At 69.9% G+C, this 14,277-nt stretch carries 12 protein-coding genes; 6 read left to right on the top strand and 6 right to left on the bottom strand.

Annotated elements, in window-relative coordinates; translation table 11 throughout:
• Window positions 1–2: 2 nt before the first annotated feature.
• On the bottom strand, window positions 3–1,712 hold the full coding sequence (locus tag HHX33_RS20675; RefSeq protein WP_182876053.1) for an ABC transporter substrate-binding protein: 1,710 nt from the start codon (window positions 1,710–1,712) through the stop codon (window positions 3–5).
• Window positions 1,713–1,889: 177 nt separating this feature from the next.
• On the opposite strand from HHX33_RS20675, the gene HHX33_RS20670 reads away from it, so the two are divergent.
• The 5 genes from HHX33_RS20670 to HHX33_RS20650 all read left to right on the top strand — a co-directional run bounded on the left by HHX33_RS20670 (window position 1,890) and on the right by HHX33_RS20650 (window position 9,234).
• Entirely contained in the window at window positions 1,890–3,179 is a 1,290-nt protein-coding gene (locus tag HHX33_RS20670) for an ROK family transcriptional regulator (protein ID WP_182876052.1), read from the top strand.
• A 64-nt stretch (window positions 3,180–3,243) separates the two neighbouring features.
• A complete protein-coding gene (locus HHX33_RS20665; protein ID WP_182876051.1) occupies window positions 3,244–5,691 on the top strand; it encodes a glycoside hydrolase family 2 protein in 2,448 nt (815 codons plus the stop codon).
• On the top strand, window positions 5,688–6,527 hold the full coding sequence (locus HHX33_RS20660; protein ID WP_182876050.1) for a LacI family DNA-binding transcriptional regulator: 840 nt from the start codon (window positions 5,688–5,690) through the stop codon (window positions 6,525–6,527). Before HHX33_RS20665 ends, HHX33_RS20660 begins: the two co-directional genes overlap by 4 nt.
• Window positions 6,528–6,573: 46 nt before the next feature.
• On the top strand, window positions 6,574–8,661 hold the full coding sequence (locus tag HHX33_RS20655) for an alpha-galactosidase (protein ID WP_182876049.1): 2,088 nt from the start codon (window positions 6,574–6,576) through the stop codon (window positions 8,659–8,661).
• A 15-nt stretch (window positions 8,662–8,676) separates the two neighbouring features.
• On the top strand, window positions 8,677–9,234 hold the full coding sequence (locus tag HHX33_RS20650; protein ID WP_182876048.1) for a cellulose binding domain-containing protein: 558 nt from the start codon (window positions 8,677–8,679) through the stop codon (window positions 9,232–9,234).
• A 42-nt stretch (window positions 9,235–9,276) separates the two neighbouring features.
• Here the strand turns inward: HHX33_RS20650 and HHX33_RS20645 are convergent, their stop codons facing one another.
• The 5 genes from HHX33_RS20645 to HHX33_RS20625 form a co-directional block, all read right to left on the bottom strand.
• A complete protein-coding gene (locus HHX33_RS20645) occupies window positions 9,277–10,509 on the bottom strand; it encodes a sensor histidine kinase (RefSeq protein WP_182876047.1) in 1,233 nt (410 codons plus the stop codon).
• Between the two features lie 75 nt (window positions 10,510–10,584).
• Window positions 10,585–11,244 carry a TetR/AcrR family transcriptional regulator gene (locus tag HHX33_RS20640; protein WP_182876046.1) on the bottom strand — a complete coding sequence of 220 codons (660 nt, stop codon included), beginning with the start codon at window positions 11,242–11,244 and terminating at the stop codon, window positions 10,585–10,587.
• A gap of 137 nt (window positions 11,245–11,381) precedes the next feature.
• The gene (locus tag HHX33_RS20635; protein ID WP_182876045.1) at window positions 11,382–11,927 is read right to left on the bottom strand and encodes a copper resistance CopC family protein; all 546 of its coding nucleotides are present in this window, start codon (window positions 11,925–11,927) and stop codon (window positions 11,382–11,384) included.
• A 29-nt stretch (window positions 11,928–11,956) separates the two neighbouring features.
• Complete coding sequence (locus HHX33_RS20630) at window positions 11,957–12,547, bottom strand: copper resistance CopC family protein (protein WP_182876044.1); 591 nt, start codon at window positions 12,545–12,547, stop codon at window positions 11,957–11,959.
• 224 nt (window positions 12,548–12,771) lie between these two features.
• Window positions 12,772–13,338, bottom strand: coding sequence for an MFS transporter (locus tag HHX33_RS20625; RefSeq protein ID WP_182876043.1), 567 nt, complete (start codon window positions 13,336–13,338; stop codon window positions 12,772–12,774).
• A gap of 227 nt (window positions 13,339–13,565) precedes the next feature.
• On the opposite strand from HHX33_RS20625, the gene HHX33_RS20620 reads away from it, so the two are divergent.
• The gene (locus tag HHX33_RS20620) at window positions 13,566–14,138 is read left to right on the top strand and encodes an MFS transporter (RefSeq protein ID WP_182876042.1); all 573 of its coding nucleotides are present in this window, start codon (window positions 13,566–13,568) and stop codon (window positions 14,136–14,138) included.
• Window positions 14,139–14,277 lie beyond the last annotated feature (139 nt).

The following is a 14,277-nucleotide window of genomic DNA, read 5'->3' as shown; positions in this document are numbered from 1 at the left end:
GCTCACTTGCCCGTGGGCCTGAGCCGTAGATAGATCTCCGAGGCGTCCGGGGCCTGCCAGGCCGCCGGGAAGGCGTACAGGTCCTCCTTGGTCGGCCAGCCGGTGAACTTCCTGGCGTTGTAGATGTTGATCGTCCCCTGGGTGAGCAGCGGGACATAGGGCATCGACTGCTCGACGCGGGCCTGGATAGTGTCGAAGTACGGCTGCCGCGCCGCGGTGTCCGAGACGTTGATCTTCTTCAGTTCGGCGATGGCCCTGTCCACGTCAGGATCGGAGAAGCGGCTGACGTTCGGGCCGGGCGTCCCGCCGACCTTGTCGGTACTGTCGGTGCTGTAGAAGTAGCTGTAGACGTAGAACGGGTCGGCGGCCGGGCCCTGGTACAACGAGTCGAGCATCAGCTCGAAGTCGCCACGCCCCCGCGCGTCGGCCCATTCGTTGTACGACAGCTGTTGCGCGGTCACCTTGATGCCGGCCTTCGCCAGCTGCTGGCCCAGTGTGTCGGCCGCGGTGATGTAGTCGGTCCATCCTGCGACCGTCTTGAGTGTCAGCTTGACGGGCTTGCCGTCCTTGACGTAGATCCCGTCGGCGCCCTTCGCGTAGCCCGCGCTCTCGAGGATCTGCTGCGCCCTCGCCGCGTCCGGTCGCATCGGCGCGACCTTGTTCTGCAGCCGGCCGGAGATGACCGCCTGGTCCCGCTGCAGCAGGGCCATGCTCGGCGAGATCTCGGCGCTGGTGTTCTCGAAAGCCAGCGCGTTCAACTGGGTCCGGTTGACGGCATGGTAGATCGCCTGGCGGACGGCAGGGTCGGTCTGCGGGCCCTTGCACCCCAGCTGGGCATTGGCGCAGGTGTCCAGCACCATCTGGTTCACCGGAGTGGTGATCAGCTTGTACCCGGGATAGCTCTGCTCCACGTTCGCGACGTCCGGCACCGGTCCGGTCTGCCAGTCGATCTGGCCGGCCTTGAGCGCGGTGGCGCCGGACTGGTTGCCCGACAGCGAGGGGAAACGGATCTTCTTCACGGCGGGCTCGCCACCCCAGTAGTCCGGGTTCGCCTTCAACGTGAACGCCTGGGGCTTGAGCTCATCCACCAGGTAGGGCCCGGTGCCGACGGGCTCGCGCAGCTGCTCCTTCGTGGGGTCGGGAATGTCCTTCCACCTGTGCTCGGGCACGATCCAGATCCGGCCGAGCACCTGCGGGCCGTCCACGAAGGCCGGCTCGTCGAACTTGATCACAACGTGGGTGGCGTCGGTGGCGGTCGCCCTGCCCTGGTAGCCCGTGCCGTTCATGGCCTTGTGCTCAGTGATCATTTTCAGCGTGAACACGACGTCGTCAGCGGTGAACGGCCGGCCGTCGGACCACTTGACGCCGCCGCGCAGCGAGATCGACAGCTCCGTACCGTCGTCGTTCCAGGAGAAGCTCTCGCCGAGCCGGGGCCTGGGTGCGCCCTCGCTGCGCACGGTGTTGTAGAAGAACAGCGGCTCGAAGATCGTTCCCCCGCCGCCGAGGGCCCCCGGCAGGTACGGGTTGAAGATCGGCTGGATGTCACCTGATCCGCCGGTGTACACGACCAGAGGCTCGGAGGAGGCCGCCGAGCCGCCTGCCCCGGACGTCGCTCCGGCCGTCTGCCCCGGCGAGCCTCCGGACGAGGAGCATCCGGCGACCAGTATCAACGCAGCGAGTCCAGCCGCCGCGCGGGGTGTCTTGATGGACATAGCGCGAAGTCCTCTCGAACGATGCTGAGCATTGTTAATTTGCCGACTTAAGTAAGTCAACGGGTCGTGAAAATTTCAGAGCAGGCGGCTCCGGCGTAGGGTGCGGCTCTATGGGGTCTCGGAGCGGGCTTGCAGCTCGCCGCAGGCCGACGGGATTCAGGCCAAGGCGGGGTGGCAGTGAGCGCAGGAGCAAGGGCGAAGCCGCACGCGAGCAGCAAGGCCGCCGTCCTGGACGCGATCAGGGCCGCGGGCACGATCAGCCGCGTCGGGCTGGTCGCCGCCACCGGCTTCACCGGGCCCACGATCTCGGCGCTGGTCCGCCGGCTCATCGAGGAGGGCCTGGTGGTGGAGACCGGCCGCGCCGAGTCGACGGGTGGCAAGCGGCGGATCCTGCTCCAGCTCAACCACACCGCCCGCTACGCGGTGGGTGTGCATCTCGACCACGGCGCCATGACGTACGTCCTGACCGATCTCGCCGGAACCGTGGTGGCCCGCATCGTGCGGCGCGGCGCCGGCGCGGAGGAGCCGGACACCGTCGTGTCGCGGACGGCCGAGGAGATCTCCAGGCTGATCGAGAGCATCGGGGTGCAGCGCGGACGCGTGCTCGGCGTCGGCCTGGTCTCTCCTGGTCCGCGCAGCTCCGCTCCCGGGGTGGGTCTCGCTCCGCCGACCATGCGGCACTGGGAGGGGTTCCCGCTGGGCGAAGCGCTGGAGCGTGCGACGGGCCTGCCGGTGGTGCTCGACAACGACGCCACCGCCGCGGCGCTGGGTGAGCACTGGTCGGGCGGTTTCGGCGGCGCCACATCGGCGGCGGTCGTCCATCTCGGTACGGGGATCGGCGCCGGCCTGGTCATCAACGGCATCACCTACCGCGGCCCTAACGGGAACGCGGGCGAATTCGGGCACATCTGCGTCGACATGGACGGCCCTGAGTGCTGGTGCGGAGCCCGGGGCTGCGCGGAGGTGATGGCCGGCACAGCGGCGGTGGTGACGGCCGTGCAGGCGGACGCCGCGCTGGCCGAGGCGGTCGGCCTGGGGACCCGCCGGAGGCGCGTCTCGACCGTCGCCGACTTCGCCGCGATCAGCCGGGCGGCCTCCAGGGGCGAGCCGGGAGCCCTGGCGCTGCTGGAGAGGTCGGCCCGCTACATCGCGGCGGCGGCCCGTGGCCTGGCCAACATCATGGACCTCGAAGTCCTCGTGCTGACCGGGCCGGGCTTCGCGATCGCGGGCTCGGTCTACCTCCCCGTCGTCCAGCAGGAGCTTCAGCGGACGGCCTTCTCGCGCGCCGCGCAGCCTGTGGACGTACGCCTCTCACGCTCGGCCGCCACCGCTTCCGCCGTCGGCGCCGCCGCGCTGGTGCTGGAGTCGGAACTGGTGCCCCTCAGCCAGGCCGCCCGTCTGCCGGAGAGGCTGGACGCCGAGCCCGTCGCGCTTCCCTATTCCCTCGTCGCTTCAGAGGTTGACTAACTTCAATAGATTAAGTAAGCAAGTACTCGCAGGCGGCTACTCGGCACCCGAGGGAAGAGGGCTCATGATCCGCGAGATGTTGCACGATGGGTGGCGTCTGCGGGTGGCCGGAGGACCCGTCCCGGAGGCGGTCGCCGACTGCGACATCCCGGCGCAGGTGCCGGGCGGCTCTCACCTCGATCTCATGGCGGCGGGTCTCATCCCGGACCCGTACCTGGACCGGAACGAAGCGGAACTGGTGTGGATGCACCGCGCCGACTGGAGGTACGCGACGACCTTCCAGACGTCGGCCGCGCGGCCTGGCGAGCGAGTGGACCTGGTGTTCGACGGCATCGACACGGTCGCGACGGTGCACCTCAACGGACGGCTTCTCGGCCATACCGCGAACATGCACCGCGGATATCGCTTCGACGTGGGCGAGATCCTGCAGGACGGCGCGAACGAACTCGTGGTGACGATCCGCTCCGCCCTGAACCACGCCGAGAAGGTCGAGGAGAAACTGGGCTCGCGCATGCGCGCCTACCCTCATCCCTACAACGCCGTCCGCAAGATGGCCTGTTCATTCGGCTGGGACTGGGGCCCCGACCTGCAGACGGCCGGCATCTGGAAGCCGGTGGGGCTGGAGCGTTGGGACAGCGCCCGGCTCTCCCGCGTACGCCCGCTGGTCACTGTGGACGCCGACGGCACCGGCCGCGTCGAGGTACACGTGGAGCTCGACCGCGTCCGCGACGGCTGTTACAGCATCAGGGCCGATGTGGGAGGCCGTTCCGAGCAGGTGCCCGTGTCCGGAGGCGCGGCGACGGTCACCGTGCTGGTACCGCAGGTGAGACTGTGGTGGCCGGTCGGCTACGGCGACCAGCCGTTGTACGACCTGACGGTCACGCTGCTGGAGGACGACCAGCCGGTGGACATCGCCCAGCGACGTGTCGGCTTCCGCACGATCGCCCTCGACACCGAACCCGACTCGACAGGCAGCCCGTTCACCTTCGTCGTCAACGGCAGGCCCGTCTTCGCCAAGGGCGCCAACTGGATTCCCGACGACCACTTCCTCACCCGAGTCGATCGTGAGCGGATCGCCCGGAGAGTCGACCAGGCCGTGGCCGCGAACATGAACATGCTGCGGGTCTGGGGCGGCGGCATCTACGAGAGCGACGACTTCTACGACGTCTGCGACGAGCGGGGGGTGCTCGTATGGCAGGACTTCCCCTTCGCCTGCGCCTTCTACGCCGAGGAGGAGCCGCTGCGGAGCGAGGTCGAGGCCGAGGCGCGGGAGAACGTCACCCGCCTGGTCTCCCGCCCCTCGCTGGCACTGTGGAACGGCAACAACGAGAACCTGGAGGCTTTCGCGGAGTGGCCCGGCTGGCGCGACACACTTCAGGGACGCACCTGGGGCCTCGGCTACTACACGGAACTGCTGCCGAGGATCGTGGCGGAGCTCGACCCCACCCGGCCCTACACGCCCGGTAGCCCCTACAGCCCCGGCAACTCACGGCCGAACGACGACGACCACGGCACCCGGCACGAATGGGCCGTCTGGAACAAGGTCGACTACACCCACTACCGCGACCACATCCCGCGCTTCTGCGCCGAGTTCGGCTTCCAGGCACCGCCTACCTGGCGCACCTTGACCAGGTGGATCCACGACGAGCCGATGACGCCGAACTCACCGGGGTTCCTGCTCCATCAGAAGGCCGAGAACGGCGACGTCAAGCTCGACCGGGGGATGGAGCCGCACCTTTCCGTGCCCGCCGCCTTCGAGGACTGGCACTGGGCGGCACAGCTCAACCAGGCCCGCGCCGTCGCGTTCGGCGTCGAGCACTTCCGCTCCTGGTGGCCGCGCACGGCCGGGGCGCTGGTGTGGCAGCTCAACGACTGCTGGCCGGTCACATCCTGGGCGGCGGTGGACGGCGACGGACGGCCCAAGCCCCTCTACTACGCGCTCAAGCACGCCTTCGCGCCTCGGCTGCTCACCGTTCAGCCGAGGGACGGCCGGACGGTTCTGATCGCCGTCAACGATCACGACGATGCCTGGACGGGGACGGTTGCCGCGATCCGGCAGACGCTCGCCGGCAACGTACTGGCCGGCGCCGACCTGACCCTCGTTGTGCCGCCCCGGTCGGTGGGTACCGTCGAACTGCCCGGCGACCTGCTCGAGCCTGCCGACGTGAAGCGGGAGGTGCTGGTGATGACCGTCGGTGACGTCCGCGTCTGTCACGTGTTCGCGGAGGATCGGGACCTGGTGTACGAGCCCGCGCCGCTCGTCACGGCGGTCAACAGGCTGCCCGGCGGCTACGAGGTCGAGGTGCGAGCCGTCTCCTTCACCCGCGACATCGCGCTGCTGGCCGACAAGGTCGCCGCCGACGCCCTGGTGGACGACATGCTGGTCTCACTGCCGGCCGGACAGTCGCACACCTTTCTCGTGCGAACCTCCGAGGTGCTGGACGACCCGTCCGCCCTGACCGCTCCCGGCGTGCTGTGCAGCGCCAACGCCCTGACGGCGGTCGCGACGTGAGCGCGGGTACCCCTGTCGGCCTGGTGCTCGCCAGGCCACCACGCCTGCTCGGTGCGGAACCGTTCTTCCTGGAGTTCATCGCGGGTATCGAGGAGTTGCTCGCCGAGCACGACCGTTCCGTGCTGTTGCATGTCGTCAACACACACGAGGCCGAGATCGCCGCGTACCGCCGGTGGGCGGACAACCGCATGGTCGACGCCGTGGTGCTGGTGAACCGTACGGTCGAGGACGTCAGACCCGCGGTCCTTCGCGAGATCGGACTGCCGGCCGTGGTGGCGGGCGAGCCGGAAGGAGACACCCCGGCCGTCCGCACGGACGACGTCGGCGCGGTGCGGGAAGCGGTCGCCCACCTCAGCAGGCTCGGGCACCGTCGCATCGCACGGGTCAGCGGTCCCACCGCCCTGATCCACACACGGATCCGCACCCGAGCGCTGCTCGACAGCATGAGGTCGGCCAGCGTCGAGCCGGTCATGCTGGAGGGGGACTACTCGGAGGAATCGGGGGCGAAACTCACCGCCAAGTTACTGGAGCGGCCCGACCCTCCCACAGCGATCATCTACGACAACGACCTCATGGGGGTCGCGGGCCTGGCCGCGGCCAAGGATCTGGGTTGTGATGTTCCCCGCGACCTCAGCCTGATCGCCTGGGACGACTCCAGCATGTGCCGCCTGGCATCGCCTCCGCTCACCACCATGAGTCTCGACGTGCACCTGTTCGGACAGTTGGTCGCCGCGTCTCTGCTGGAACTCGTCGAGGGAGGCACGGTCACGGAACGCCGGTGCCCGACCGCCACGCTCCTCCCCCGAGGGACCACCGCACCGGCGAGCGCCGGATGAGGAGTGCGCCACCCCACCCACCTGTCGGCGCAGGTTCTCCGGGGCCATGCCCACCCGACACCCCTGGCTTGGAGCTTTGGTGATCGCTTTGTCCGCGGACGGCGTCGGCGTCGTCCTCGAACTCGCCGGACCGCGCCCGCCGCGGGTGTTGTACTGGGGTGTCTGCCCAGGACCGCTCACCGGGCTTCCGCCGGTGCCCGGCCAGGACGTGGTGCCCAGCCAAGGCGACGGCTGGTTCGGCCGACCGGTGCTGTCCGGGCGTCACGACAGCGGCTGGCGTCCGTCCCGGTTCACCTTGGCCGAGGCCGTCACCGTGGACGGAAGCCGTGTCGAGGCGCTTGCCAAGGACCCTGACTGTGGCCTCGACCTGACCACCGAGATCGAGCTGACGCCTCAGGGTGTGCTGCGGATGCGACACACGCTCCTCAACACCGCCACCTCGCCGTACACGCTGGACCGCCTGGCCTGCCTGATGCCGCTGCCCGCGCAGGCCGGCGAGGTGCTCGACTTCGCCGGCCGCTGGGCCAGGGAGCGGTCCCCGCAGCGGGCGCCGCTGCGCCAAGGCGCCTGGTCGCGAGAGAGCCGCCGTGGCCGGACCTGGTTCGACGCCGGCCCGCTCGTCGTCGGCACTCCGGGGTTCGGGTTCCGGACCGGCGAAGTGTGGGGGGTGCACATCGCCTGGAGCGGCAACCAGGTCCAGTACGTCGAGCGGCTCCCGGAGGGGGACAGCGTGCTCGCCGCCGGCGAGCTGCTGGAACCCGGCGAGGTACGGCTCGGCCAGGGGGAGTCGTACAGTACGCCGTGGGTGTACTTCGCGGCCTCCGACGCCGGTCTGGACGGGTTGAGCCGCCGGTTCCACGCCATGCTGCGCGCCCGGACGACTCATCCGCAATCGGCGCGCCCGGTGACGATGAACACCTGGGAGGCGGTCTACTTCGACCACCGCGAGGACCGCCTGCTCGCGCTCGCCGACGCCGCCGCGGAGGTGGGCGCCGAGCGGTTCGTCGTCGACGACGGCTGGTTCCGCCACCGCAGGAGCGACGACGCGGGCCTGGGCGACTGGTACGTGGACGAGACCGTCTGGCCCGACGGCCTGCACAAACTGGTCCGGCGGGTGCGCGAGCACGGCATGCAGTTCGGGCTGTGGTTCGAACCCGAGATGGCCAACCTCGACTCCGATCTGGTTCGTGCCCATCCGGACTGGCTGCTGGCCGACCCGCAGCGGTGGCCGCTACCCCGACGCAACCAGCACGTTCTGGACCTGGCGCATCCCGAGGTGTACGCCTACCTGCTGGAACGGATCAGCAGCATGGTGGCCGAGTACGGCATCGACTACATCAAGTGGGATCACAACCGTGACCTGGCCGAGCCCGTGCATGAAGGCGTGCCCGGTACCCATGCGCAGACCGAGGCCGTCTACCGGCTGCTGGACGAGCTGCGCGCCCGGTTCTCCACGCTGGAAATCGAGTCGTGCTCCTCCGGGGGCGCCCGGGCCGATCTCGGCATTCTGGAGCGCACCGACCGTGTCTGGGGCTCGGACAACATCGACCCCATCGAACGCCAGCACATCCAGCGGTGGACCAGCCTGCTGCTGCCGTACGAGCTGATCGGCTCACACGTCGGCTCCTCCCCATCCCACCTCACCGGGCGCGTCACCACGCTCGGTTTCCGGGCTGCCACCGCCTTGTTCGGACATGCCGGGATCGAGGCCGACATCACCGCATGGGCGCTCACCGAGCGGGCTGCGCTGGCCGAGTGGATCGCCCTGTACAAGGAATTACGCCCACTGCTGCACACCGGCGAGGTGGTGCGGGCCGACCACCCCGACCCTGCCGCATGGGTCCACGGCATCGTGGCCCGCGACCGGAGCCGGGCCGTGTACTCCTATGTGCAGCTGGAGACCGGCGTCGTGGAGCGGACGGCGCCGATGCGACTACCGGGGCTCGACCCCGACGCCGAGTACGTCGTCGAGGCCATCCCCGGCGAGGTGTCCGGCCCGCTCGACCGTCATCCCGACTGGGCGTCGAGCCATGTGCGGCTCACCGGCCGCGCCCTCGCCGCCATCGGCCTTCCCGCCCCACGGTTCGCCGACAGACCAGGCACCGCCTTCCTGTTCCTCTGCCTCCGGGTCTGAGCGGCGGTGCAGTCGGTGGCGGGACCGCTGACTCAGCGGCTGAAGTGGAGCGACCTGGAACTGGTCACCGAGACGGGCAGGATGCCTACCGGGACCACGACGCCGGTGCAGGTGTACGCGCCCGGCCGCACCGGCCACCACATCGTCTTCACGCTGTGGCAGGCCAGTCACCTCGACCAGTCGTACTACTTCTGCAGTGACGTCAACTTCACCGGCGGGGGGAACCCCTCGCCGAGCCCGTCACCCAGCCCCAGCTCGTCCCCGAGCGGTGACCCTGGGCTCGGCTGCTCGGCCACCTACCGAGTCGTCTCGCAATGGCCCGGCGGTTTCCAGGCGGAGGTGCGTGTGGTGGCCGGATCCAGGGCTATCAACGGTTGGAAGGTCGGCTGGACCTTCGCCGGAGACGAGAAGGTCAGCTCGGCGTGGAACGCCACCCTGACGACGAGCGGATCGACCATCGACGCCCGCAACCTCGGATACAACGGCGCACTCGGCGCGGGAACCGGCACCACCTTCGGCCTCCTCGGAACCGGAACCAGCGGCACACCCACCCTCACCTGCACGGCATCCTGATCCATGCCCGGCGGTCCGAGCCGGTCGGCTCCAGGGGAAGCATCACGCCCGCTGGGCGAGATTCCGCTCGCCGATCGCGTTCCGGTCGAGGAGTGGCAGCCGGAGGACGAACCGCGCGCCGTGCGGGGAGTCCTCGATGCGCAGGCTTCCCCGATGGGCGTGGGCGATGTCGCGAGAGATGGCGAGCCCCAGCCCGGTGCCGCCGGCGTCCCGGCGCCGCCCCTCGTCCAGTCGGGTGAATCGCTCGAAGACCCGCTCACGGTCAGCGGGGGCGATGCCGTTCCCGTCGTCGGTCACCGAGAGGACCGCCTGGCCGTCGGCGGATCCGACGCAGACCGTGACGCCGGTCGCCGCGTGCCGCCGCGCGTTGCTCAGCAGGTTGCCGACCAGCCGGATCAGCTGGATCCTCGAGCCGTGCGCCCACACGTCCCCGGTGGCGCAGAGCTCCACCGGCGTGCCGCCGAAGTGGGCGTCCACCTCCTCGGTGACCAGCGCCACGAGGTCGATCGGTTCGCGCGGCGCCGGCTGCCCTCCGCGTAGTCCGGCCATCGTCAGCAGGTCCTGCACGATCGCCTCCAGCCGGCCGGTGGCCGACAGTGCCCCCCGGATGGTGTCGCGGGGGTCGACGTGATCGGGGTGGAGCAGTGCTTCCTCCAGTTGCACCCGCAGCCCGGCGATCGGTGTCCTGAGCTCGTGGGAGGTGACGGAGGCGAGCCGGCGCTGCTGCTCGGCCGGGCGCAGCGCCCGGCCGATGATCCACCACATCAGGCGGCCGCCCAGCAGGATGACGAGGAGCGCGGCCCCAGCGATGAGGTATTCGAGTCGGTGTGTCGCGATAAGGGGCCGCTCGACCGTGCCGGCGTAGACGACGGGAGATTCGGGGGCCGGCGACACGCGGTTGGCCATGAGCAGGAGGCACGGCTCGCCCGGGTGGCACTCGACCCGCCGCTGGAGCCGGTCGTCGGGTGCGGGCCGGAACGTGCTCAGCCGTGGCCGCTCCGTCGCGCCCGGGCTGGCCTCCACGACCCTGCCGCGTGCGTCCACCAGTTGGACCAGGTCGACCGTGTCGGAGACGGAGTCGGGATTCGGCAGCACGCCGCCGCGCACCTGCGCGCTCCACTGGGCGGCGACCTGCTCGGCGTCAAAGAACACCTGGTCTTCGACCCTGTATCGGATCGCCAGGTCCAGGCTCACGCCGCCCAGGACCGTGAGCAGGAGCAGCAGCATCGTCGCCGCTGTCGTGTAGTACGTCTGCATCGAGTGCAGAGACGGCATCTGGCTCACCATTCTCCTGCCGCACCCGGTGGACCACCACCATGGGCAAATTGGACGATTTCGTCCACCTTGGGGTCAGTCGTCCGTTTGTGTCAAGCTGGCGACAGGGGTCTTGACCTGGGCTTTTATGTGGTCCAGTGCCATGTCGAGGGCGACGACGAGGGGTCGTTCGTCCTGCATGGTCTCGGCGAGCAGGTAGCCGCCCTGCATGGCGGCGATGAAGGCGACGGCGAGTTTCGCGGGGTCCGCGCCGGGGTCGAGCTCGCCGCTCTCCCGCATGCGGGCGAGGCCGTCCGCGAGCAGTTCCTGCCACCTGGCGAAGACGGCCGCCAGGGACTGGCGGGCGTCGTCGTAGCGGCAGGCGAGTTCGGTGGCCAGGGAGCCGATGGGGCATCTGTAGGGCACTTCGCGCTTCCAATGGCCCGTCACGATGGAGTCACGCCATCTCTCGAGATCCCGCATCGAGCGCACTTGGTCGAGTTGCGGCTTCTGAGAGGAGACCATGTGGTTCTCCCGCATCGCGATCACCTCGGTGATCAGTGCTTCCTTGTCCGGGAAGTAGTGATAGAGCTGCGACTTGCTGACGCCGCAGGCGTCCACCACCTGATCGAGGGTCGTCGCCGTCACCCCCTGCCGGAACATGAGGTTCGCGGCGGTCGTGACGATGCGCGCGCGAGTGGCCGCCCCGCGGGCGGTGAGCCGCGGAGAATCCTTCCCCGGCCTTCGAACGGCCATGTGGCAACTCCACCTTCCGGCGCGCCGGCCCGCTGGAGCCGTGCCGGAGGAACGGCCTTGACAATTACTGACATACCACCACAAACTAGACGAAATCGTCCAGTCCTTCGCCGGGATCGTCCGACGGTCACCCGCTGTCAGGACCACTTTCTGTGAGCGGGTCTCCTCCTCCACCACATCAGCAGTGCCCCGGCTCCGGCGAGTGCCACCCCTGCCATGGCCGCCCATGTCCAGCCGGGGAGGCCGCCCTGCTCGTCCGTCTCGCCCATCGCGCTCGCAGGCGTACGTGACGGCGCCGGAGCACTGGACACGGGGGCGCTGGACACGGGGGCAGCCTGCAGCGGAGCCGTCGATGACCGCACGGTGAACGGGATCTCGCCTTCGAGGGGGCGGCCATCGGCGGAGACGACGCGCCAGACGACGGTGTAGCTCCCGGAGGGAAGCGGCTCGTCGACGTCCACGAGCACCTTGGCGCCTCGGGTTCGGGGTGTGCCGGACGGGAAGCGCCGCCCGGCCGCGTCGTGCAGGAGCACGACGGGATAGCGCACGTTGTTGTTGAACTCCAGCTCGACGAGGTCGAGGCCGGAGACCACGGCATTGCTGACGGGTGTGCTCGATCGCAGGGTGTCGTGTGCCAGCGCCGGTGCGGCGAACACTCCCAGGGCGGCGCACAGAAGGCTCAAGAGCAGAAACGCTCTGGCTGGTTTCCCTGTCACTCGCCCTCACCGTTCCCGTGACCCGATGGGCGGTCCTCCGAGTTGCCCGGGAGGGGTGGTGTCGCCGGTTTCCTGGCCCGCGTCACCAGGACGGCGGCCACTCCGAGAACCGCGATCGCGATCACCCAGATCCAGCCCGGTGTGCCGGTCTCCTGGTCCGGGCGGTCCCCTCCGGCCACCGGGGTGGCGGCCGGCGCCGTGCCTCCGGCCGATGCCACCGATGACGATCGGACGACGAACGGTATCTCCCCTTGGATGGGGTGGCCGTCGGAGGAGACGACCCGCCAGGCGATGGTGTAGCCGCCCGCGGGAAGCGGGCCTGCGACCGATTCCGTCACCGTGGAGTCGCTGACGCGGGGAGTCCCCGATTCGAAGCGGCGTCCGGTCGCGTCATGCAGGACGACCACGGGAAAGCTGACATGCGCGCTGAACTCCAGCTCGATCTCGTCGAGCCCGGAGACGACGGCGTTCGAGGCGGGTGTGCTCTTCTTCAGGCTGTCGTGTGCGGACGCGGGTGCGGCGAGAACCACCGCGAAGAGGCACGAGATGCCGAACAGGAAAACCGCTCCGAGTGAGGGACGCTTCACGACAGGCTCCAGGCATACGGGGAGGCCGTGGCCCGGCGTATGACGGCGGACAGCGGTGTCATCGGGGATCTCCAGTCATCATGTGCGAGTACCTGCGGGCGCGCGGGCCGTACGGACCGGCATGAACGGTCCGCGGGGCGTCGAGGCGAGCCGCTTTCGCCGGCAGGCGTGACGTCCAAGCGGGTAGGCCGCGCGAAGGAACCCTCAGAAGGGCTCGGAGAAAATCACAGGAACACGAGAACCGGCGGTCCGCGCCGGATGACGGCGTGTCGCAGGACAGCCGCGCCCCGGGGCTCGCGGTCGAGGTCGTACGACGCGAGCCGGGGGCGGGGGCGTAGGCGGGCAAAGACGTGGAACACCGCGAGCACGGCCCGGAGCCAGCGGATCGCTCCCGTGCCGATCCTGCGCAGGATCGACCAGAGCGCCGCCTCGCCCCGCGACAGCCACCACCCCGTGACCAACGCCGCGGTGACATGCGCGGTGAGCATCCCGGCGCCCACCCCCAGCCGGTGCGAGTGCGCCACGGCCGACTCCACCGACGGCGAGAGGGACGCGAGGAGTTCGTGCAGGAATGCCTGGGCTGCCAGGAGCAGGCCGATGACGACCCATGGCGACCGCTCCCGGCCCGCCATCGCCGTGGCGGTGGCCATGACGGCCGCTCCGCCCACGAGAAGGGCGGGGAGAGGCGGGGCGGCCCCGCCGGCGAACCAGTGCGCGCCTACGGCGAGGAGCACGCAGACGACCGTGAAGGCGGCCGACCGCGCGAGTCGCAGGGGTAAGGCGGCGCGCATGATGAAAACGACTATCGCACAGAGGCTGGTCAGCCCCAATACCACGCCGTCCGCTCGTTCACGACGGGCTCGGGCCACTGCACGAGGGCGGAATCGCGGTGCCGGGCGACAGGCCCTTTCGTTCTCACCGGCGCTCGCGCTCTTTCAGGACGTATTCGACCCGGTTGCGGCGTATGTCACCGTACGCACTGGGGGGCGGGGAGGCGTTGTGCGATGATTGCGGCGCCATGAGAGCCACCATGCCCTTCCGTGCCGTACGGGCCGCCGCGTTCGCCGCGGTCTCGGTGGCGCTCGGCGTCGGGGCGCATGCTGTCGGCGGCGGATCGGTCTCCGCGCTCGCCGTTCTCGTGGCCCTGCTCATCGCCTTCCTGCCCGCGCACGCCCTCGCCCGGCGTGAGCGGACGCTGGCCGTGATCCTGCCGGCCCTGGCGGCCTCACAGGCGGCGCTCCACCTGCTGTTCTCGTTCGCGCACACCCTGGAACCGGTCACCGCCGGCTCCGCGATGCACGGCGGGCATGTCCACTCCGGGCTGGTGCCCGGCCTGGGCATGCTGATCATGCACGGCTGGGCGGTCGCACTGACGGCGGCGTGGCTGGCGCGTGGCGAGGCCCTGCTCTGGGCGCTGCTGCGCCGGCTGGCCGTCCGGCTGCGCATCGTGCTCGCCGTCTTCCCGGACCCGGCGTACGGCGCGGTCGTCGTCCCGGTGATCGAGCGCCGGGTGGTCGCTCGGCCGGTCGTGCTCGGCCATTCGGTGGGCCGGCGCGGCCCTCCTGGCACCGTTCGCACTGTTCCTGCCTGACCGTCACCTGGTCGGCGGGCTCTCTCTGATGTGACCGGCACCCCCCTCAGCGGCGGGTGCGTCCGACGTGCGCTCGCGTACGCCGAAATCGTTCAGTGCAGCGGTACCAGTACCGGCTCAGCCGGGGTGAAGGGATCTT

Source organism: Microbispora sp. H10670, from assembly GCF_014161385.1.
GTDB lineage: Bacteria > Actinomycetota > Actinomycetes > Streptosporangiales > Streptosporangiaceae > Microbispora > Microbispora triticiradicis.
Note: the sequence above shows the minus strand (reverse complement) of the source record. Positions and strands in the feature narration are given on the sequence as shown.